Annotated in this window: 16 protein-coding genes; 4 read left to right on the forward strand and 12 right to left on the reverse strand. The window is 54.9% G+C overall.

Going from position 1 to position 21,742, the window contains the following annotated elements; genetic code table 11:
• Positions 1 to 11: 11 nt before the first annotated feature.
• A complete protein-coding gene (gene rimM, locus OZX70_RS07810; RefSeq protein ID WP_277182175.1) occupies positions 12 to 671 on the forward strand; it encodes a ribosome maturation factor RimM in 660 nt (219 codons plus the stop codon).
• A 314-nt stretch (positions 672 to 985) separates the two neighbouring features.
• Positions 986 to 1,996, forward strand: coding sequence for a tRNA (guanosine(37)-N1)-methyltransferase TrmD (gene trmD, locus OZX70_RS07815; protein ID WP_277182177.1), 1,011 nt, complete (start codon positions 986 to 988; stop codon positions 1,994 to 1,996).
• A gap of 19 nt (positions 1,997 to 2,015) precedes the next feature.
• On the opposite strand, the gene rsmD is transcribed toward trmD, so the two are convergent.
• The 11 genes from rsmD to OZX70_RS07870 all read right to left on the reverse strand — a co-directional run bounded on the left by rsmD (position 2,016) and on the right by OZX70_RS07870 (position 17,844).
• Positions 2,016 to 2,591, reverse strand: coding sequence for a 16S rRNA (guanine(966)-N(2))-methyltransferase RsmD (gene rsmD / locus OZX70_RS07820; RefSeq protein ID WP_277182178.1), 576 nt, complete (start codon positions 2,589 to 2,591; stop codon positions 2,016 to 2,018).
• A 230-nt stretch (positions 2,592 to 2,821) separates the two neighbouring features.
• Positions 2,822 to 5,575 carry an ATP-dependent DNA helicase RecG gene (locus OZX70_RS07825; protein ID WP_277180500.1) on the reverse strand — a complete coding sequence of 918 codons (2,754 nt, stop codon included), beginning with the start codon at positions 5,573 to 5,575 and terminating at the stop codon, positions 2,822 to 2,824.
• A 176-nt stretch (positions 5,576 to 5,751) separates the two neighbouring features.
• The gene (locus OZX70_RS07830; protein WP_277180502.1) at positions 5,752 to 7,296 is read right to left on the reverse strand and encodes an MFS transporter; all 1,545 of its coding nucleotides are present in this window, start codon (positions 7,294 to 7,296) and stop codon (positions 5,752 to 5,754) included.
• A gap of 375 nt (positions 7,297 to 7,671) precedes the next feature.
• Complete coding sequence (locus OZX70_RS07835) at positions 7,672 to 8,889, reverse strand: PTS transporter subunit EIIC (protein ID WP_277180504.1); 1,218 nt, start codon at positions 8,887 to 8,889, stop codon at positions 7,672 to 7,674.
• Between the two features lie 5 nt (positions 8,890 to 8,894).
• Complete coding sequence (locus tag OZX70_RS07840) at positions 8,895 to 9,914, reverse strand: ROK family protein (protein WP_277180506.1); 1,020 nt, start codon at positions 9,912 to 9,914, stop codon at positions 8,895 to 8,897.
• 259 nt (positions 9,915 to 10,173) lie between these two features.
• Positions 10,174 to 10,851, reverse strand: a complete 678-nt coding sequence (locus tag OZX70_RS07845; protein ID WP_277180508.1) for a transaldolase family protein — start codon at positions 10,849 to 10,851, stop codon at positions 10,174 to 10,176.
• Positions 10,852 to 10,899: 48 nt separating this feature from the next.
• Positions 10,900 to 13,326: a glycyl radical protein gene (locus OZX70_RS07850; RefSeq protein ID WP_277180510.1), complete on the reverse strand. Its 2,427-nt coding sequence runs from the start codon at positions 13,324 to 13,326 to the stop codon at positions 10,900 to 10,902.
• A gap of 352 nt (positions 13,327 to 13,678) precedes the next feature.
• Positions 13,679 to 14,425: a DeoR/GlpR family DNA-binding transcription regulator gene (locus tag OZX70_RS07855; protein WP_277180512.1), complete on the reverse strand. Its 747-nt coding sequence runs from the start codon at positions 14,423 to 14,425 to the stop codon at positions 13,679 to 13,681.
• A gap of 186 nt (positions 14,426 to 14,611) precedes the next feature.
• Positions 14,612 to 15,517, reverse strand: coding sequence for a glycyl-radical enzyme activating protein (locus OZX70_RS07860; RefSeq protein WP_277180514.1), 906 nt, complete (start codon positions 15,515 to 15,517; stop codon positions 14,612 to 14,614).
• Between the two features lie 216 nt (positions 15,518 to 15,733).
• Positions 15,734 to 15,928, reverse strand: a complete 195-nt coding sequence (rpmB, locus tag OZX70_RS07865; protein WP_277180516.1) for a 50S ribosomal protein L28 — start codon at positions 15,926 to 15,928, stop codon at positions 15,734 to 15,736.
• Between the two features lie 740 nt (positions 15,929 to 16,668).
• The gene (locus OZX70_RS07870) at positions 16,669 to 17,844 is read right to left on the reverse strand and encodes a beta-propeller fold lactonase family protein (RefSeq protein ID WP_277180518.1); all 1,176 of its coding nucleotides are present in this window, start codon (positions 17,842 to 17,844) and stop codon (positions 16,669 to 16,671) included.
• Positions 17,845 to 18,320: 476 nt separating this feature from the next.
• Between OZX70_RS07870 and OZX70_RS07875 the strand changes: the two genes are divergently transcribed.
• Complete coding sequence (locus OZX70_RS07875; protein WP_277180520.1) at positions 18,321 to 19,115, forward strand: TetR/AcrR family transcriptional regulator; 795 nt, start codon at positions 18,321 to 18,323, stop codon at positions 19,113 to 19,115.
• Positions 19,116 to 19,170: 55 nt separating this feature from the next.
• Positions 19,171 to 19,923 (forward strand): mechanosensitive ion channel domain-containing protein, encoded by a 753-nt coding sequence (locus tag OZX70_RS07880; protein WP_277180522.1) that lies wholly within the window; start codon positions 19,171 to 19,173, stop codon positions 19,921 to 19,923.
• Positions 19,924 to 20,110: 187 nt separating this feature from the next.
• Here OZX70_RS07880 and OZX70_RS07885 read toward each other — a convergent pair whose 3' ends face one another.
• Positions 20,111 to 21,733 carry a type II CAAX endopeptidase family protein gene (locus OZX70_RS07885; RefSeq protein ID WP_277180524.1) on the reverse strand — a complete coding sequence of 541 codons (1,623 nt, stop codon included), beginning with the start codon at positions 21,731 to 21,733 and terminating at the stop codon, positions 20,111 to 20,113.
• Positions 21,734 to 21,742 lie beyond the last annotated feature (9 nt).

A 21,742-nucleotide genomic window follows, 5' to 3' on the forward strand; every position in this document is an offset into this window, starting at 1 on the left:
GCGACGAAATCATTTCGCAGCAGGCAGACCCTCAGCAGCGTGAACTGTTGAGGGTCTGTCGTATCGGGCGCGCGCAGGGACTCAAAGGCGAGGTCACCGTCCGTTCGTTCACCGACGAGCCGGAGCTTCGGTTTGCTGCCGGTTCGGTTTTGTATACCAAAGACGGCTCGCATACCTACACCGTCGCTCATTCCCGCACGTTCAAGGATCGCTGGATTCTGCATTTTAAAGGCGTTGACAATCGTGACGCTTCTGAAGCTTTGAACGGCTTGGAGCTTTACGTCGAAGCCGATGACCCCGAGGAAATGGCCGAAGAAGACGCCTGGTATCCCAAGGATCTTATCGGGCTCGAAGCTCGTGTCTACGACAATCCTGCCAATGGAATTGATGCTGCGAAGTCCGGCCAGGTTATCGGCAAGGTCGTGGACGTCATCGACGGCCCCGCGCAATCGCTGCTGAAAATTCGTTTGGCCACACCGGTTATCGAGCATAAGGACGGCAGCTTTACGCCGTTGCCGGTCACAACTGCCACTAACGGTCAGGACACCGGCAATGAGAAAGTCATCAAAACGGTTTTGGTGCCGTTTGTCGACGAATTGGTGCCCGATATCAATCTGGATTCCAATTACCTCACTCTCGACCCACCAACCGGTCTAATTCCTGAATGGTGAAATTCTCCTATCACCCTTCTCTAATACACAATCATCTTCATTCACGTCATTTTGGCCTTCTTGGTGTCACCAACAGTGGCTTTTTCTCAAAATTGATGCTTATTCCTGCTGATTATTGGCATCTTGGTGCACCAAGTACCCTAAAATCATGAGAATATAACTCAAATCTCCATTATTTGAGGGACTTGGCGTAACCAAGACCCTCATTAAGCACACATTTGTTGTCAGCGAGCCACAATCAATGAGCTGCAAATACGTCATCCACCAAATTTCCACGTTTTGTTGGTGGATGGGGTCACGATATGGTTGAAACCATGAAAATCGATATCGTGTCTGTATTCCCCGAGTATTTCAAGGCCCTTAACATCGGCTTGTTCGGGCGTGCCATCGAGCACGGGCTGCTCGACGTGAAAACGCACGACCTACGCGACTGGACCCACGATGTCCATCATTCCGTCGACGATACGCCAGTCGGCGGTGGCGCTGGCATGGTGATGAAGCCCGAGGTCTGGGCCGAGTGCCTCGATGATTTGCTTGGGCTGGAACCTGTCGAAATCGCGGATAGCGATGGCACGTCGTCTGTAACGAAATCTCGGAACGAAACGACCTTTAGTAACAGTACACAACCCAACAATACCAGCGACAACGACGACGCAACTGACAACCTTACCGAGAAAACCGAAACGCACACGGATACAGACACAGATACAGATACAGACGCCGCGCAATCATCGGATGCCACCATCGGCGGCAAAGCCCGACCTGATACCAAACCGATCCTCATTTTCCCGAATCCTTCCGCACCGTTGTTTACCCAGCGCGACGCGACCGAACTCTCGCGGGCCGGCCATCTCGTTTTCGGCTGCGGCCGCTACGAAGGTTACGACGCGCGCATCCCTCGCTATTACCGAGCGCAGGGCATCGACGTGCGCGAGTATTCCATCGGCGACTACGTTCTGAACGGCGGTGAAGTTGCCGTCTCGGTGATGCTCGAGGCCATCACTCGCCTGATGCCCGGATTCATGGGCAACCCCGAATCCATCGTGGAGGAATCCTACACCGGCTCGAACGCGCTGCTGGAGCACTATCAGTACACAAAACCTGCCGTCTGGCGCGGCATGAGCGTCCCCGACGTGCTCACCAGTGGCGACCATGGCAAGGTCGACCGTTTCCGGCGCGACGAGGCCATCGCTCACACCGACAGTCTTCGCCCTGACCTCATCGGGCAGCTCGACTGCAAGTCTCTCGACAAGGCCGACCGCAAAACCCTGATGTCACTGGGCTGGGAAGTCTCCGGTTCTCATCCCCGTAAGTTGGATAACTAATATCCGCCCATTGGGTTTCTCACTCGTGGTCGATGTAGTAGACCTCGGTTTCGCCGTAGTGGCGCTGGTCGGAGACCTGCCAGCCTTCGGGCATTGTCAGTGGATCGGAACGCGTCGAGCGCTCGAAAACCAAGACCGTCTGCTTGTCTGTGGCCGGGGACGCGACCAAATCGACGATGAGCTGATTGCATTCCTCGGTGGTGAGCACGTATGGCGGATCAGCGAAAATCAGGTCGAAGGCGGGACCGTCGTATCCGGAAGCGATGCGCTCGGCACGTTTGCGCATGACTCGCGCCTTCATCGTCTCCGAATCCCATGACCGGTTGCGCTTAAGATTATTGAGCTCCTTATCAATCAGCGCAGCTGCCGGCCCCGCCGATTCAACAGCCACCAGTTCATCGGCACCGCGCGAAAGCGCCTCAATTCCGAGCGCACCGGTTCCAGCAAACAAATCGAGCACACGGGCGTCATCGAGTACTCCCCAAGCTTCGAGCTTCGAAAAAATGGCCTCTTTGGTTCGGTCTGTTGTCGGCCGTGTACCCGGCTTGGCTTTGGCCAGTTCGAATCCCTTGAATCGTCCCGCAATCACACGCATATTCGCCATCGTAGCCTGTTACGGCGATAGCTGCGTTGCAAGCCCACATCACTCAAGTGCAAAATGTACGAATTAAGCAACCTAAACAGCACCTTTCGCACACACAAGCGCAAAAAGCGCCAACTGGCACCATCAACTCGCACCTTTCGCACATGCAAGTGCAAAAAGTACCAATTAGAAACGGCAATTCGCACTTTTTGCACATGAACGCAGGAGCGGCACGCGTCGCATCAGTTGCTGAGGATCTCGGACTCGCCACCACGGGTGAAGTCGAGGACGGCGCCGGCGAGTTGGGGCTGGTCAGATAGGCTCGGGTCACGCTTGAGCAGCGCCTCGGCGGCCTCACGGGCATCGGCGATGATCTTGGCATCCTTGACAACGCGCAGCAGCTTCAGGCCGGACTTGCCGCCGGACTGGGCGTCGCCCAACACGTCACCGGCACCACGCAGCTCAAGGTCGGCCTGCGCGATTTCGGCGCCGTCGAGCGAACCTTCGATGACCTTCAACCGTTGCTCGGCGATGCTGCCCGGTTTAGCACGCGAGACCAGGAACGCCCAGGAATCGGTGCCACCACGGCCGACTCGGCCACGCAGCTGGTGCAGCTGGGAGAGTCCATAACGGTCGGCATCGAAAATAGTGATGCAACTCGCCTGCGGCACGTCGACACCCACCTCGATGACCGTGGTCGCCACGAGAATCGGCGTCTTGCCGGATTCGAAATCGGCCATCACCTGCCGCTTGGTTTCGTCGTCGTCACGTCCGGTCAACGTCGCGAATGCGATGCCTTTGAACTGCGGCAGGCTCGAAAGCCGATTCGCGATCTCATCGACGGCGTGCAGCGGCGGCTTGGGCTCGCTCGGCGTGCCGTCGCCGTTTTCGTCGCCATAATCGTCGACCTCCACGAAGTCGTCGCTGTTCTCTTCCTCGGCACGGACAGATCTTGACGCCCTCGAGCCACCCGTTGAAGCTTCGTTCTGTGCTTCGTCGGCATCAATCCTCGGGCAGACAATGTAGGCCCGCTCCCCCGCGTCGATGCGGCGGCGGATGTGCACAAACATCTGGCCCATCGTACGCCCGTCAGCCTCGGGCACGATGAACGTGCGAATCGGCTTGCGACCGCCGGGCAGTTCAGTGAGCCACGAAATGTCGAGATCGCCGAACCACGTCATCGCGGCAGTGCGCGGGATCGGTGTGGCCGTCATGACCAGCAGATGCGGCGTCTTCTCGCCCTTTTCGCGCAAGATCTCGCGCTGCTCGACGCCGAAACGATGCTGCTCGTCGATGACCACCAACGCCAGGTTCGGCGCCTGGAACATCTTGGAGAACGCGGCGTGCGTGGCAATGATGATGCCCGGCTCGCCGCTGGCCGCGGTCGCGAGCGCTCTGCGCCGGGCCGCCAGTTTCATACCTCCGGTCAGCAGCGTCACCGGGATGGTCGAGGAATCGCTTTCGGATTTGTTTGTATTACTTTTCTTGCCATCGGCGTCTCCACTGCCGCCACCGCGATCAGCGCCTTTTGCCGACTTACCGGAATCACCGCCGGCAAGCTTGGCAACCATGCCGTTGACCGTTTCGAAGTGCTGCTCGGCGAGCACCTGCGTCGGCGCGACCAACACGGCCTGATTGCCGGACCCGACGGCCTGCAGCATGGCCGCGAGCGCCACCACCGTCTTGCCGCTGCCGACCTCGCCCTGCAGCAGCCGCTGCATCGGGTAGCTGCGCCCCATGTCCTTGCAGATTGTGTCGATGACATCTTTCTGCCCGCCCGTAAGCGTAAACGGCAACGAGTCGACAAACCGCTCTCGTAGCCCGGAATCCGCGCATTCGAAGGTCTCGGCCTTGCGTGAGTTCTCGCGTTCCTGCAACACAGAGATCTGGGAAATAAAAGCTTCCTCATAACGTAATGTCGCCAGAGCCGCATGAAAGGCCTTGGTTGACTGCGGGTCGTGGATGGCAGCGAACGCGTCGGCCCGGTGCATGAGATGCTTGGATTCGATGACATTGCGTGGCAACACGTCAGGAATCGCAGCGCGCAAGGCAAGCGAATCTACCTTATTATTTGCGGGGTCATTGACGCCTTCATCGTTTGCGGCATTATTGGAAGCAGAGCCAATATTGTTATCTTCGCTATTACTTTCCGATAACTCGCCATCTTGTCCAACAGCACTATTATCAGCACCATCATTCCTTTTGAGCATCGCTTCCCCGCTGGCACGCAGCGCATCGAGCATCGCGACGATGGATTCGTGGATATGTTCCGTGGAGATGCGCGAAGTGGCATGGTAGACAGGACGCGGACGACATACGTGCTGCAGCGCCTCGTAGGCGGTTGAGGCGTCAAATTTCAGGGCATTGACGGCTTGAGCCGGTTGGGAATGCGAAGCGGGAACACCAACAGCCAGCGATGCGCTATCTTGCAATGCAGGTTGTGCATCGGCTTGGTTGGAAATGGTATCTAAAGAAAGTTCGCCGGCACTTACGGAATCGGACGCTCCTGCCGAACCGGCAAAAATGTTGGCGCCTTGCGGCATCACCGTAAGCACTTCGGGATGGGTAAACTGCAATTGACCGTTGAACTCCGTCGGCGTGCCCGCAAGCACCACGTCAGCGCCCGAATGCAAACGCCCGCTCATCCAGTCCATATATTGCTTTTTATGAGAGAAAAAGACGAGCCTGCAATTTGCGCCCGGAACCTGTCGGCTCGCAGCAAACGCGCCATCATCGACGACGGCCTCGAGCCGGTACCCGCGTCTGCCGCCCATCGGAATGACCCGTGCAAAGCGCACCACCGCCGCGAACGCCATCGGCATGCCGACTTTAGCCTCGCGGATCGCACGCAGCGGCACCGGCTCGGTGACGCGGAACGGGTAGTAGGTCAGCGCGTCGCCGACACTCACCATGCCAAGCCCTTTGAGCGCGCTGACCCGCCGTTTGTTGGCGATCAGTGCGGAAATCGGGGTGGTAAGGGTGACGGTATTGCTCATGTCTCTATTCTATTGAAGGCCGACGAACGACAAAATCCCACACAAGTCGGTAGATAGGATTTCATAAATGGCCATATTAAGCCAATCTTAAAAACCTATCTGTCGACTTGTGCGGGACTTTTCACTAAGGAAAGCCACATTACGGATTTCAGAACGTTGACGACCAGCTCAACTCATCAGCGCTTGGAGGCATCGTCCGTCGAAGTCTGCTTGGAAAGTCCGAAGGAAATGACGAATGCGACAATGGCGAGTACCAGCGCGAAAGTGAAGCCCCAGCGCGAGCCGGTGACGAAGGCCATCGCCTTGCCGCCGGAATGGGAAGCCGCTTGGCCGGCACCGAGCAAAATCGTGGCGACCGCGGTGATGACCGCGCCGACAACCTGCTGCATCGTGTTCAGGATGGTGGAGCCATCGGTCGAAAGATGCTGCGGCAGCGAGGCGAGCGCCGAGGACTGGGCAGGGCTCATCGCCATCGGGATACCGATCATCAGGATGACGTGCGCGCAGATGATGTACGCCACGGAAGTCGACGGGCCAGCCAGCATCAGCAGGACGACGCCGATCATGGAGAGCACCAATCCGCCGCGCACGAGCCACTTCGCGCCAACGACATCGTAGAGGCGGCCGGCGAACATGGAAACGACCGCGTTGGCCACGCCGCCGGGCAGCATCACGAGGCCGGTGAGCGCAACCTTTACGCCGAGGCCGTTCTGCAGCTCCTGTGGCATCAGATACATGGTGGCCAGGGTGATGCCGAAGTTCATCATCACGATCAACGCGCCGACGGTGAACTGACGAATGCCCAGCGCATGCAGGTCGATGACCGGGTTGTCCATGTGCAGCTGACGGTAGCTATACGTGGCGATGGCCGCAATGCCGACGATCAGAATCGCGATGACCGGTAGCGAGAAACCGAAGTCGCTGATGAGGCTGACGCCAAGCACGAACCCGCCGAAGCCGACGATCGAAGTGATGCAGGAAAGCGCGTCAATGCTTGGCTTGGTGAGCTTGTAGGCGTTGACCATCCAGATCGAGGCGCAGACCAGCGCAACCAACGCAATGGCAGCGAAGAAGAAGAAAATCGCACGCCAAGAGAACGCGCCAATCAAGCCGCCGGCAAGTGTCGGGCCAATGGCCGGGGCAAACATGACCACAAGACCGGCCATACCCATGGCAGCACCAATCTTGTTAAGCGGGAAAACCTCGAGAATGACCGAGAACATCATCGGCAGCACCAGACCGGTCGAAATGCCCTGAATCATGCGGCCAGCAAGCAGCATACCGAACGATGTGCCCGGGGCGAAACCGGAAATCAGCGAGCCTACGAAGAACATCGCGAGCGCAAACAACAACAGCGGCTTCGACGGAATCCACTTTAAGAGCATACTGGTGAACGGCAGCACGATGCCAATGACGAGCATGTAGCCCACCACCATCCACTGCGCGGTGCCGGAACCGATATGGAAGCTGACCATCAAATCAGGCAGTGCGATGTTCATCGCGGTTTCGCTGAGCATCCCGAGGAAGGCGCCGAGATACAGCCCGAGCATCGTCAGATTCGGGTGCTTGACGTCGATACGCGCTTTCAGCGGCTTGTGCGGCGATGTCGGGTCTTCTACCTCGCGCTTTGATTTCTCCTTGGCGCCTCCGAGAGGCATTGAGACCGCCCCGGCGTTAAGTGCTACAGCAGCGCTGTCCCCTTTGCCGCCAGCAACGTTCATACTTCCGCTTCGACTTCCGTTTTCCCGTAACGTCCCGTTTTCGGGCACAATTGATCTAGACATGGCAGAGCCCATGTTTTTCTTTCTCCATTTCATTCCCGCGTCTTATCGCCGGTTACGGTTGCGCAGGAGATTCGTGCATCGCGCATTCAAGCGCATTCCTTTATGCAAGGGTGACGCGGAAAGCGCCCACTTTATATTGACAGGAACCCCTCAATCCCAAAAGCAAGACCTCATTATTAGCAGCTCACTGGACAACGCTGTTACGCCAAGTATGCAAAAATCAATATGAGGGCATGAAAAACCTCCGACGCCGAACGACGTACGGAGGTTTTCAAATTGCTATTTGCTACTCATTACTCGTGATTCACGCGGTTAGGCCTCTACTGCAGTTTTGGCCGTTGCGATTCCGTCGGCGGCGATGCCAACTTCGGTATTCGAAGCGGCTTCGCCTTCGGTTTCGGAGCTTTCCTCGAGCAGCTCGCGGTCCTCTTGCGAACGGACCTCGTCCTTTTCGTCATTCAAGCCATCGACAGGGAACTTGAACAGTAGTGTCAGAACGAAAGCGACCACCATGGCGACCACGCAGGAAATAACGTAGGTCACGAAACCATGACCGAAGAAAACGGGCAATGTGGCAACACTGGGAAGTGCGAATGCGTGGGCCTGGACACCGGAATATCCGGCTATCGCGCCGCCGACGCCACCACCGATGCACACAGCGGCAAGAGGCATCTTACGGGGAAGGTTCACGCCGAACATCGCGGGTTCCGTGATACCGAACAAAGCCGAAATACTGGCGGAGATGCAGGTCGTCTTGAACGGCGCGTCATGGCTCTTGAGCATCACAGCCAACGCGGCACCGGCTTGGGCGAACACCGGAGGGCCCATCAGGGCCAGCACCGTATCATGCCCGGAGACCGCCAGATTGTTCATACCGATAAGGATCAGGCTCCAATGGAAACCGAAAATGACCATCGGCTGCACAGCAGCACCCAACAGCAGGCCTGCGACAATCGGCGAAAGCGCATACACCCATTCGTATCCGGCAGCGAGTCCATCACCGACCACCTTGCCGAACGGACCGAACAGCAGCAGTGTCACCGAACCGACGAACAGCACGCAGATCAACGGCGTGAGGAATCCACGGATCACTTCCGGCAGGACCTTGTCGAGCCACTGCTGCACGAATCTCAGCAGACCGATCGCCAGAATGATGGGCAGCACGCTCGAAGCGTACTTGACGCCCAGCATCGGTATACCGAAGAAGGACAGGGTGGTGCCCTTTTCCTGCACTTTCACGAGTGCGGGATACATCAGCAGACAAGCGATGACGACAGCGATATACGGATTGGTCTTGAATTGCTTGGCGGAAGTATAGGCAAGCATGACGGGAAGGAAAGTGAACACGCACGAAGCCATCGCGTCAAGAACCAAATACGTGTTTCCCGAGGCATCCAGCACCTTGCAGCTGGTCAGGATGATCAGCACACCCTTCATGATGCCGGCGGCCGAAAGCAGGTTCACAATGGGCAGGAAGATGCCGGAAATGCCGTCGATAATGACATTGAGCAGACTCTTTTTCTTGGCCATTGCGTTCACTCCTTGGTAAAGTTGTTGACCAGCACCTTGCCCTCAGGCGCTTTTTCTTCTTCATCGTCGCCGGATTGCTCTTCCGACTTCTCGATAGAGCCGTCCACGTCTTCCTTGTTGACGAAGTATTCACGCTCGTCGACGCCACGCAGATAGCACTGCAGAGCACCTACCAGATTCGCGTCGTTCTGGAACTTGCAGCTGACCACTTCCGCCTGGGAGACGAAGTACGGGCAGGTTGCATAGAGTTTCTGCAGATTGGCACGGATGGCTTCGATGAAAGCCGGCTGCGCGGAAATGCCGCCACCGATGGCAAAGCGTTCCGGATCGACGATATTCTGGATATTGAATATCTGGACGGCAATGTCATGCGCATAATGATCCAGACAATCCAACGCCTCGGGTTCTCCTGCATTGACAGCCTCGAAGAATTTCACGCCATCGATGGAATCCGCGTCGACGCCCTTGGCACTCGCATAATTCGTGCACAGAGCAGGGGTGCCGCATTGGTTGCCCCACACCCCTTCACGGGTCGGGCCTTCGTCGTGCGAAGTGATGATGTAGCTCACCTCGCCAGCGGAGAAATGAGGACCACGATGAAGCATGTGGTTCTTGATGATGCCGCCGCCAATCATGGTGCCGAACAACAGCACAAATCCGTCGCTGACATCCTTCAGCGCACCTACAGTCGCTTCAGCAGTCGCTGCGCACTTCGCATCGTTGTCCATTACGATCCGCACAGGGCAATGGCTGAAAAGCTCGTGACGAAGATAGAAATCATCGTTGTAACGCAACGCACCGCCCATAGCGCAGTATCCCTCATCCGAGTCAATGATCCCAGGCATCGAAATCGCTATGCCCTGTACACCAGGCTCCTGTTTGAAAAGCTGGGTCAGAGCGGCAATCAATTCGTCTCGACCTTCCTGAGGAGTCGGGATCGACCCGCGGGAGGTAATCGAGCTGTTTTCCAACATATATGCATATTTGATATTGGTTCCGCCGATATCAATGGCTAGAATTTTCATGATGCATCCTTGCGTTATCCAAACCTGTTATTCGAAGTTTCAGAGCACAATAAGCCCCGGAATTTCATAAAAAAAATGTTTTTGAAGTCACAATGCCGAATCGACACCGATCACACATTGCGTCTTGAAGTGTTCGTCTCGTTGTGTTGTCGTTGGCCTCGACGGTGGTTTCATTGGCTAAAACCACCGTCGAAACCGACGATTTTGCTGCTGCAATGGCACAGAGGAGACATCCCCATACCATCGAACCGGCTATCGCCTACAGAGTGGCCATAGTCTTTCCGGAGCCGACAAGACCTTCGAAATCGGCCACGAAATCATCTACCGCCGCGTCGATCGCAGCGTTCTTGGTCAGCGAGTCAATGACCGAAGACGCTATCGTCGCGGCACCGACACCATGAACCGCCAGGTCAAGCACCTGCTGCGAGTTCTTGAAGCTCGCCGCCAGAACTTCACAGTGCAGATCATTGGCCCTGAAGATGTCGTGAATCTTGCAGGCGACATCGATACCGTCGTAACCCATGTTGTCTATGCGGTTGATGTACGGGGCCGCATACACCGCTCCGGCCTTGGCCGCTATGAACGCCTGCAACGGAGTATAGATGGCCGTCGCGGTGACGTTGATGCCTTCGGCAGACAGCTGCTTGATTGCTTTGAACCCTTCGGGAACGCTTGGAACCTTGGGGAACGTGTTGTCCCCTAGCTCCTTGACGATCCGGTGGGCGTCTGCGACCATGCCCTTGGCATCCCTGGCCACCACTTGCGCGTGGAGCTCGCGGTCCGGTCCGATAATGGAACGGATCTCGTGCAGCACCTCGAAGGGAGGCCGTCCGGCTTTCGCCAGAATCGAGGGGTTGGTGGTCACACCATCAATCGGATAATACTCAACCAAGCGTTTGATGGCTTCGGTATCCGCATCATCAATGATGAGTTTCATGGTTATTTCCTTTCATTGCCGACATCTAAGAAAATCGTGGATGACGAATTACAGCGTCTGCTCGGTCCGTTCGATGATGTCGTCCTGAGTCGCCTTGGACAGCACAACGAAGAAGGCGCTGTAGCCGGCGACACGAACGATCAGATCACGATGCTTTTCCGGATGGACCTGTGCATCAAGCAATGTTTCACGGGAGACGACATTGTATTGCACGTGATACCCGTGAAGCCTGTCGAAGAACGCACGCGTCAGCAAAGCGAGTTTCTGACGATTTTCCATCTTCGAAAGCACCTGCGGGGTCATCTTCTGGTTGAGCAGAACGCCACCGGTGATGTCATCCGTGGGGAGCTTGGAGACCGACTTGAACACGGCGGTCGGGCCATGCTGATCCGCAGAATGGGAGGGGCTGCAACCTTCGGCGAGGGGCTCGCCTGCGGCACGGCCGTCAGGGGTGGCCAGCGTGCCTGCACCCTGCGGCACATTCGCTGAAATCGAACTGGTTCCGGCGTAATAGATTCCACCAATCGGCCCGCGGCCGTAGCGGGTATTGTGGTACTTCTTCATCTCATCGATGTAGATGTCATACGCCTGGCGAATAAGCGAATCGACGTAATCATCGTCGTTGCCGTACTTTGGCGCCGCCTTCATCAGCTCGCGGATGTGTTGATTCTTTTCACCCTGCCAATTGGCCTGCATCGCGTCCCAAAGCTCTTCGGGCGTGACCTTCTTTTCTTCGAAGACCACCTTCTTCATGGCGGCGAGGGAATCGGCGAGGTTGGCGATACCCACCTGCAGATCGGAGATGAAATCGTAGACTGCGCCGCCTTCCTTCATGTTCAGGCCACGTTCGATGCAATCGTCGGTCAGACAAGAGCAGAGAATATCAGCCGTGTCCTGTTCAAGGACCATATCGCAGGTCGCGTCGATGATGACGCACTGCCGGCACATCTCACGGATGACCTTGTCCCAGCAGTTCATGACTTGGTCGAAACTCGTGAAATCCTTGAAATGTCCGGTGCCTTCGACCAGTTTCGTGCCGCTTTGCGGGTCGACACCATTGTTCATCGCAATCAAGAGCGCCTTCGGGAAATTGAGGAAGCTCATGCCAGTGCAACGGTAGCCCCACTTGCCGGGCACCGCCGTCTCCACGCAACCGATGGCCGAATAGTTGTAGGCATCCTCGCGGGCCACACCCTTTTCGATGAAGCTGGGGATGATGACCTCGTCATCATTGAACGCCGGCATACCGAAACCGCAACGCACCACTTCGATGCATTCGTTCATGAAATCGTCGGGAAGATTCTCGTGATAGCGAACGGTGAGGTTTGGTTGCGTCAAATGGCATTGCGCCACGGACTTGAGAATGAGCCAGCTCATAGGGTTGGTGGCGTCCCTCGCTTCGCCGTCCACCAGCTTCTGGCCGCCGACCGTCACGTTCTGATAGAGCGGGGAACCTGCAGAGAACTGGGTATGGCTCCATGGACGGACCTTGTTGATGGTGAAGGTCTTGAGCCACAGATTGCACATCAGCTCGTCGGCTTCGTCGGTCGTAATCCGACCGGTCTTCAGATCATTTTCATAGTATGGCCACAGATACTGGTCCATACGACCGTAGGAAAGCGAATGCCCGTTGGACTCGAGCTGCAAGGTGAGGTGAATCAGCCATACCGACTGCACTGCCTCGCGCAAGGTGCGCGCCGGCTCATATGGCACATGGTCAAGGGCCTCGGCCATTCCACGGAGTTCGGCAGCACGGCGTTCGCCACCTTTTTGCGAACACTCTTGAGCCTGCTCACGGGCCAACGCGGCGTACCGACCCGCGAATTCCTTGACGGCATCGACCACGATGAGAATCGCACGATAGAAGTAGCTCTTGTGGATGTTGCGGTAATCCGTCAGATCGAGGGCATCGAGCTTCTCTTGGGCGCGACGGGCGTAATCCTTCAGCCCGAGCTTCAGCAATCCTTCATAGTTGACGGCGCAGTGGGCGTCGCCTGAAGTGATATTGCCTTCGGACTTGATGATGCCGAGATCATAGAACAGCTTGGAATGAGGCGGGAAGGCTGCAAGCCCACGATCCTGGAGGGTGTTGTGCTTCCAGAACGGATAGATGGAACGCAGCTTTTCCTTGTTTTCCTCGGTGATGGTGAACACGTCGCCATCGCGCTTTTCGAACTGATCGAGTTCGTCGATCACCCAGTCCATCGCGTACTCCGGGAAAATCGGCGCCGACCTGTTCTTCGAAGCCTGGTTGCCGGCGATAACCGTCTCGGGCTCAATGAAAATCGGCATCTGCTCAAGAATCTCCTTGAGCATGATCGCACGCTTGATGGCCAGGGGCTGATCCTGTTGCTCTTGATAGACCTTGGTCGTAATCATCGCCCGATCGACATCGATCTGCGGCACTGCATCGAGCAACTGATCACGGAAAGAGTTCATCCTGTCAGTGAGCTTTCCAAAATGTGAATCACTCATCGTACTTTCCTTTCATAAATGTAAGCTACATCACTTACGCAGCTTCAGAATAACGAAAGGAAGTATTTTTGTCAACTTCGTAAGTAATTTATATTTTGTTCGTAAATTTATTGCTTTCGATTTGATTTATTTTAGGCAAACTACTCTCGCATCCATAAAACGATTGCTTTTGAAAAAGCAAAGAAAGACTCCCTGCCTAGAATGCCTTGAAGTTATTGAAAATTATCGTTTAATACTTTTGACGTCAGCGCCTTACAGATACCCGTTTTGGATACGATTGAAAACCCGGCACAGAATCAACGGATTCGCGCCGGGAATCAACACGACAATAAAATTTACCTACAGCGAAACATCAGACTGTGACGATGTCGACGCCATACCCTTCCAACATTTTCCGGGCAGCATCCGAAAGACCGTCATCCGTGAACGTCGACACGTCTTTGTCGCCGAAATCAAGAGGAACGGTGCCGCGTCGGGAGAACTTGTTGCTTTCGGTGACCACGACCACACGGCCAGCGTGCTGCGCCATATCGCAGACGGTCTCGGCACGAAGAGAATCACGGTTGGCGAATCCCGTCTCCTCGCTGTATCCGTCGGTTCCGGCGAAAAGGATGTCAACATACATGCCTTTCAGGCAGCGCTCGACCATCGGCCCCACCATGACTTGCGCCGTCTGCTGGTATATTCCGCCCAAAAGGATGATCTGGCTTTGGGATTTGCCACGAACGTATCCGGCGACGAACGCGCTGTTGGTGATGATGGTGAGGTCGTTTTTCGTCGAAACCAGTTCGGCAGCCAGCAAAGCACAAGTACTGCCATTCTCGATCATGACGGTATCGCCGTCATGGACGCACTGCGCAGCACGCTTGGCGATCTTCAGCTTTTCCTCGTAATGGTAGGCAAGTCGGCTTTCCATGTTGTCGGCGCTTTTCAGCACCGCGAATCCGTGCTCACGATCGATGATGCCACGCTTTTCGAGCGCGCTCAGATCCTTGCGCATCGTGACTTCGGAAACGCCGAGTTCTTCGGCAAGCGTGGCGACCTCGATACGTTTGTGCTCGGTAAGAAGCTCAAGAATACGATTCGTCCTCGTCTCCATCGGTATACCTTCCGTTCCTCAAGTTTGCACTTTGCCTATATCGCAAGCCTAACACCCTTCATTCAGCAATCACAAGCAGATTGTTTTTCAAACGGAAGTATTAGTTTTATCAAACCAAAATAATCGTCAATCCTGGTTTCGAGGAAACAAAACACCAACTTCGCAGTTCGAGACGCTGAACCCTCGCTACAAAAAGGCATTCACACCCTCTTCGAGATATACCTGCCTGAAATCCTCGATTTCTTCGGGATGTGTGTTGGGCACGCCTTTGAACGCGTAGTCATCGCGCCCCAGCAGCTCATATTTTGATTCGCCGAAATTATGGAAAGGCAGAAGCTGAACCTTATCGACCCCGATCTCCTTGAGTTTGCGAGCCATGCCCCTGGCATCGGAAAGCGAATCATTAAAGCCGGGAATGACGGGCGTGCGAATCAGAAGGTCCTTGCCTGTGGAAACGGCATAGGCCATATTCTTGAGAATCAGCTCGTTGCCGACGCCGGTACCGCGCTTGTGCAACTTCGTATCGTACTGTTTGAGATCCATGAAAATATGATCGAGATGCCCGATGGCAGCTTTGAACGTTGTTTCGGGTACATGGCCGGTGGTCTCCATGCTGGTATCGATGCCGTGAGCCTTCAGCTTGTCGAGCAATTCCACACAGAAATGTCCCCATACCAGCGGCTCGCCCCCAGAAAGCGTGACTCCTCCGCCACCTTCCTCGTAAAACGGCTCATCCTGAAGGCATTCTGCGAGCACATCGTCGGTTGTGCGGTTTACGCCGACAACAGAGAGTCCAGGACAGGCCTTCAATGCGGCATCGACGTGGGTTCCCCCTATCCGCAAGCGCGTCACGTCCGGCCCCCGGCGCGATCCCGTCTTGATAAAACCGAATTTGCTTGCAAGAGCATTATCGGCATCACAACCGTCACAGGAACGCTCGTCCCATTCGATTTCCGGCGTCTTCTTCTGGCTTTCCGGGTTGGAGCACCACCCACATCGCAGCGGGCATCCTTTGAGGAAGACGACGGTACGTATGCCGGGGCCGTCGTTAAGACTGAATTTCTGTACATTGAACACAATCGCGGATTCCAACGTTGCCTCTTTCGAACAGTATTTGGGAACGTAATACACCATCATTAATTACGTTCAAAATAAATATAACTTACGTTCGAAAATAAATCAACTATTGAAATGTACATGAAAAAACTCTGGGCCTCTTATCCTCGTCTGCAGTTACAAATCAGGCATGAAAAAACCTCCGACGCCGAACGACGTACGGAGGTTTCTTAACTATTTGTTACTCGCGATTCACGCAACCACGCGCTGAACCTTACCGGCCTTGATGCACTTGGCGCACACGCGAACGCGAACGTTCTGTCCGTCGATAGTGGTGCGAACCGACTGGAGGTTCGGGTTGAAGGTGCGCTTATTGCGGATATGTGAATGCGAAACGCTGTAACCGGTCTGCGGTCCCTTGCCGCACACTGCGCAACGAGCTGCCATAATGGACTCCCTATACTGTTTTGACTTGCAAGTCTTGATGTCGTTATCCTGCGTTTCAGCGCACAACAGCGACACACAACTTATCAAGTATACAACTGGGGCCGACCAAGGGCAACAACCTCAGATATCCAGCTAGGCTGAACGGCTTCAATATCAAGATGAACGGCTCGATGATCGTCGTGAAAAAACTCCGACCTCCGAAACGGCTGTCTGGTCCACTATAAATTTTGCTTGCAGCGTATTTTCAGAGTCATTTTTCAAGATTTTTCTACACATTTACGGCCCGAACAACGTGAATAATATGCATAAACATGTTTTTATTCCGTTAATATCACTCTTATATTTCAAATACGTGATGGACAACCAAGCGGATTTGCAGCCCGATACACAGGACCGGAAACTTGAGCAGATATCCGGCAATGGCAGGATGGGCCTTGCGCGAACAACTTGCATGCAAGAGAAACTCTTCCTGTATTCAACCCCTTTATCTAACCGCTCAGCTTCAAATATCGACCACTGACAACGTTTCACGTTCCCGGATTACGTCAATGGCTATACGTCAATTACGTCAAATTAAAAATAGACATCTTACAGCTTAATTTGCATTACAATATTGTTTTATGCCGACAAGCAGTAAAAGCGAATAGTTGTAAAAAATAGAAAGCAAACAAAATATTCATTCACCCGCTTACCTGCCAATCTCCCTGCGGAATACCACAGACCTCAAAACCAAACCCGGTTTAGATTCCGGTCAGAGGTAAAACCACGGTCGGAGATCCTGCCGGATAATCTCCAAGATGTACCGGCTCGCCGTCATCGGACACACGGAAGAGACTCAGGTTGTCGCTGACCTCATTGGCGACGACAAGCATGTTGCCGATAGCCTTGATATGCCTCGGACGCTTGCCGCCACTTAACACGCCGCGCCCTTCCCAATCACGCTGTGTTTCTGGCGCCAGGCGGCTCAGCTTTCTGCCGTCCCAATACAAGGTCACGATGCGCTCGGTTCCACGCAGCCCGACGTAGACGAAACCACGCGAGAACGGCGAGACCGTGCTGCCTTGTGTTTCATTGGGATTGGCCAGGCAAAGGGCGTCAGGTACAAAGGCCAAGGACGCGGCCTGATCGGGATGTTCCCCCTGATCTCCACCGAGACTAACGGTCTGGGAAACCCAGAATTCTTCGGCATGCCCCTTATCTTTATGCCCACTACCGGCATCTTCAGCATTGCCGGGATGGTGAGAGTCCAAACCGACCGGTTCCAGAATGGTCACGGTGCATCCCCACTCATCGACCACGGCGATACGCCAATCACCGCTGAAACCGAACTCACCGGAGGGACCAGGCAAAACATGCATATCGCGTGGTCCTGTTCCGGGCGCAAGCGAAACGAAGCCGGTACGGACCAAACGCGAACCCTCCCAGTGATGGACGTAGATGCGGTCGGCACCCAGATCGGTGGTCAGCACGCGTCCATCGGCCAAAGGAAGAATCCAATGGGCATGCGGCCCTTCCTGCGCCGGCAAGGGGCCATGATGCTCCGGATTCCCATGCAGCACTTGCGCCACCGGACCCAGAACATCGTCTGCGCCAATCGGCAGAACACAAACAGTGCCGTCTGCGTAGTCAGCGGTGATCAAGTGACGACCAAGCTTGGGGTCCAAGGCAATCGCCGCATGAGTCGGGCCAGACTTGGCAGGCAATTTCACCCGCGATATTTCCTCAAGTCTCGGATCGTCGCCTGCACAGGAGCCATCGCTCGAACCGGATTCCTTATATATAAGTCTCAGTGAGGCCACTTCATCGGTGTCTTCAAGAACAGCGAAAACCGTGTCCCCTTCACGCAACAACCACGACGGAGACGGCACATCGGAAGCGACGCCTGCGGCAGCAATCGTCGGCACATCACCCGGCATTGTGTTCCCAGCAGCTTCCCCTTCGGATTTGACGGAAGCCGTCGCCGTAGAAAACGTGTTTACGTCAAACGTTTTTTTGTATATAGAATTAGGCATCCTCAATACATAGCGTTCGACACCTTTGCTCTGTTCGTCATGTAACGAACCGAAACCGCCTACCAGCAATTGATAACCATCAATATTCATGTTTTCAATCTATCGCGCTTAATTGTTCACCTCAACTTTAAAAGCGAATTTTTATTTAATGTGATGTTCGTCACACTTTAATTTATAATATTGTACACTTTTGCGTGAGGAAATAGATTATATTATTAATTTAACCAGTTTAATATGCACTTGTATATTTATGCTTGAAAGCCTAAAAGTTTTCTCTACGCGATAATCGTAATTTAATGAAAATCGTCAACCGTTATCCTTTAGAATCAGTACAGAAATTCTTCAACATAGAATTTTCTCAATCATCAGGAGGCATCAGAATGTCTAGACCCCGACAAGACTCAAATCAATTGCCGGCTACGACGCGCATGGAGAATGCGTTCTGGAAGTTGCTTGAGGAGCGGGATTATCCCAAAATCACCGTCACTGACATAGTCAATCTGGCGGGCGTCAACCGTAACTCTTTCTACTACCACTACTGCAAACTCAACAATCTCGCCGAAACCGCTATCCAGCACGCCGTCGAAGGAATCAACAGGGCTCTGCCTGAGTTCACCGTCGACCCCGCCAAGGCGTGGAACGGCATTGTTATGCAGCTCATCGGCGTACCGGCCAACCGTGTCTATCTCGACCGCATCTCCCTTACGGTAAACTCGCACAGCTCCCCATTTCTGCTTTTCACCGTGCACGACGCGCTTCGCGACGGCATCATCGAGTGGCAGCACCTCGACCGCGACATGAACATCACCCAGAATTGTCTTTTGGAATTCTCGGTGGGCGGTCTGCTCGCGATTTCGGGTATGTGGCCCAAGCTCTCCAAGGAGACGACGGTCGAACAGTGGAGCAATCTCGATGCGGCTGTGGTCGCTCGTACACTTTACATGGCCGTTTCCAGCGACAGCATGCCTGGTTTCTGGGTGCAGATGTTCCGCAGTGCGCTTGAGAAGGGCGAAAGTTCGGTGCTCAAGAGCCTCGCCCAAGCAGAAAGTCAAGACAAGGATTTCAAGCATGAGGTTGATGCTCTGCTTGAAGATCTTCACACTATGCAGCATCAACACACCGACGGGTTCAGGGGAAACGCGGCGCTTATGGGTGGCATCAGCCACACCGCTTGATTTTTGTTTCAGCCGATCCGACAGGCAGAAGCCTACGGGGGTAAGCTAAAGCCTTATGGAAACATTGCTGGACTGGCTCAAGGCGCACGATAGCCGCATCCTATTTCTGGTTATCGTGCTTGCCATCGCCTTTGTGGCTACCAAAGCCGTTTCACGATGGCTCAAAAAACTACTTAATCATTCTGGCATTCCCAATGCGTCGATTTTCGTCAACCTTTCATTGGTTGCAATCTGGACCATTGCCGTGGCCATGGTGCTCCAGCCGGTTTTCGGCATCAACCCCACCACCATCGTCACGGCGCTTGGTGTCGGCGGCGTCGCAATTTCACTGGGGCTTAAGGACACCATAGCCAACATCATTTCCGGATTCGGACTGATGATCGGCCATGTCATCCACCCAGGCGACCATGTGCGCATTCAGAACATCACCGGCACCGTCGAGGACATCACTTGGCGTCAGACGGTGGTGCGCGAACGCAACGGAAATCAGCTCATCATCCCCAATTCGGTGCTCAACACCTCTGCGCTGGAACGTCTTACCCAAGAAGGCGAGGCGCGTGTCAGCGTCGCTTTTGCAGTGAAACCCGGAACCGATATCAAGATGGCCGCCAAGCGAATAGCAAGCGTGCTCAAAGCGGCTACCATCGACCTCACCGACCGCAGAAACCCACCGCAAATCAACTTCACCGGCTTTTCCGCCGACGGGGTTCAGGGCGAAGCTTTGCTCTTTGCCAATCCCGACATTAATCAGGACAGGGTGCGAGATTGCGCCGTCCGAGCGCTGGCCAAAGAGGACTTTATCATCTGAGCCTAGCTGCAACACTGCAACATCACGGCTCGTTTTCTCACTCGCCGCCCCGCGTCGGAAAGCAGAATCAAACGGGCATTATTCTGCTTTCCGACGCAACAGACAATCAGACCGCGTTCAAAAGCAGTATTTCGGGACCTATTTTCTGCTTTCCGACGCGGCTTGTACGACGCTGATGGTGCAACCCTCAGCTGACGAAAAGCGCCATAATCATCTCGAGAACACACAGCACGATGAAGACGTTGATGCCGGGGTTGCCGAGCACCGTCTTGGCCCGCGTGCCTCTGGGCAATTCCTCGGGTGCACGATAGAACACGAGCTTCTTGCGTTCGACTATGGCGACAACGATGCCGACGACGAACATCACGATGTCGAAGATAAGGTAAATCAGGAACGGCGTGACCTCACCGCCGTGCCCCGCCGCGAACGCCTTTTTCATGCCGCCGACTATGTCGGTGTTGACCGCGTTCGCAGTGGACTTGCTCATCGTCAGGAACGTCATCTGCGGCAGGAATCCACCGAAGAAATTGAACGTCATATGCATGGCGATGGTATAGCGCAACTTGCCGGTGCGCACGTATGCATAGGCCAGCAGGAGGCCGAAACCGAAGGCATAGAAGAACTGAAACAGATTGCCGTGGAACATGCCAAAAGTGAAGGCCGAAAGCAGGATCGCCGTTTTCTCGCCATATTGCTGGGTGTGGTCGATTAACAGGCGGCGGAAAAGCCATTCCTCAAAAATCGGGGCGATGATCACGGTGAAGAGCAGAAGGCTCACTGGGTCAAGGTTTTGCGTCAGCTCATCGATGCTGTTCTGCGCCTTCCCGTTGGAGAACAGACCTGAAAGAATACTGCCGATGAAATTGCCGATATCAGCAAGCGGGAACGACATCGCCATCAGCGACAGGAACATGCCTATGCCCATATCGCTCGTTTTGCGCTTCACCTTCGGCATCGAGCGGAAAATGAGCAACGAAAGCGGGATAGCGATGACATAGAGCGGGCCATTACCCATCAGCAGTTCGGCCCACATCGGAAGTTTCTTCGGGTTGATGAAGATGGTTGAGAGCTGCGAAATACCCAACGCAAGAACGTTCCAGACCAGAATCACCATGGCCAGGGTGAAGCCGATATTCGAGAAACGCTTGCGGGCGTTGGCCAACCAGCGAGACATCGCCGCCTGCCACGGAGAGATTGATTGATACCAGTAGCCGTTGGAAGCCGGACGTGCATATTGTGCAGGCTGCTGGGCATACGGGAGCTGCGACGGGTACTGGTACGGTATTCCGGGCTGATATTGGGGCTGGGGCCGCTGCGACTGAGGCTGCGCTCCAAACTGCTGCGCCTGATACGCGGAATATTGGTAAGCCAGATATTGCGGTTGCGGGTATTGCTGCGTTGGGTATTGTCCGGGCTGCTGGTACGGCTGTGACGAATATTGCTGGAACTGCTGATATTGCGGCTGGGATTGAGGCGGTTGATACTGAGGCTGCCCGTAATCAGTCTGAGGCTGAGAGGACTGGGAGGACTGATATGGCTGGTATGGCTGCGACTGAGGCTGCTGGCACGGCTGGCTTTGAGGGTTGTAAGGCTGACCCTGGTATTGAGTTGGGTATCCCAGAGACTGATATGCCGGCCAGGTAGGCTGAGACTGAGGTCGCTGCCAAGGTTCCGGCTGCTCGGGTTGCGTCTGCGACCGCACTGTCTGATAAGCCGATTGCGGCTGATACTGCGACTGCTGCGACGAACCTGATTCCTCGTGCTCGACCGACTGCGGAGTTTGTTCTTCGGAACGGTTATCGTCGTTCATATTGCGGCA

The sequence above is a fragment of the Bifidobacterium sp. ESL0732 genome (genome assembly GCF_029395535.1).
In the GTDB taxonomy this organism is placed as follows: domain Bacteria; phylum Actinomycetota; class Actinomycetes; order Actinomycetales; family Bifidobacteriaceae; genus Bifidobacterium.

Coding starts and splice junctions, on each gene's coding strand:
- trmD (WP_277182177.1), top strand. CDS start 986: ATGAAAATCGATATCGTGTCTGTATTCCCCGAGTATTTCAAGGCCCTT.
- rsmD (WP_277182178.1), bottom strand. CDS start 2,591: ATGCGTGTGATTGCGGGACGATTCAAGGGATTCGAACTGGCCAAAGCC.
- OZX70_RS07825 (WP_277180500.1), bottom strand. CDS start 5,575: ATGAGCAATACCGTCACCCTTACCACCCCGATTTCCGCACTGATCGCC.
- OZX70_RS07830 (WP_277180502.1), bottom strand. CDS start 7,296: ATGAACGTTGCTGGCGGCAAAGGGGACAGCGCTGCTGTAGCACTTAAC.
- OZX70_RS07835 (WP_277180504.1), bottom strand. CDS start 8,889: ATGGCCAAGAAAAAGAGTCTGCTCAATGTCATTATCGACGGCATTTCC.
- OZX70_RS07840 (WP_277180506.1), bottom strand. CDS start 9,914: ATGAAAATTCTAGCCATTGATATCGGCGGAACCAATATCAAATATGCA.
- OZX70_RS07845 (WP_277180508.1), bottom strand. CDS start 10,851: ATGAAACTCATCATTGATGATGCGGATACCGAAGCCATCAAACGCTTG.
- OZX70_RS07850 (WP_277180510.1), bottom strand. CDS start 13,326: ATGAGTGATTCACATTTTGGAAAGCTCACTGACAGGATGAACTCTTTC.
- OZX70_RS07855 (WP_277180512.1), bottom strand. CDS start 14,425: ATGGAGACGAGGACGAATCGTATTCTTGAGCTTCTTACCGAGCACAAA.
- rpmB (WP_277180516.1), bottom strand. CDS start 15,928: ATGGCAGCTCGTTGCGCAGTGTGCGGCAAGGGACCGCAGACCGGTTAC.
- OZX70_RS07870 (WP_277180518.1), bottom strand. CDS start 17,844: ATGCCGGGTGATGTGCCGACGATTGCTGCCGCAGGCGTCGCTTCCGAT.
- OZX70_RS07875 (WP_277180520.1), top strand. CDS start 18,321: ATGTCTAGACCCCGACAAGACTCAAATCAATTGCCGGCTACGACGCGC.
- OZX70_RS07880 (WP_277180522.1), top strand. CDS start 19,171: ATGGAAACATTGCTGGACTGGCTCAAGGCGCACGATAGCCGCATCCTA.
- OZX70_RS07885 (WP_277180524.1), bottom strand. CDS start 21,733: ATGAACGACGATAACCGTTCCGAAGAACAAACTCCGCAGTCGGTCGAG.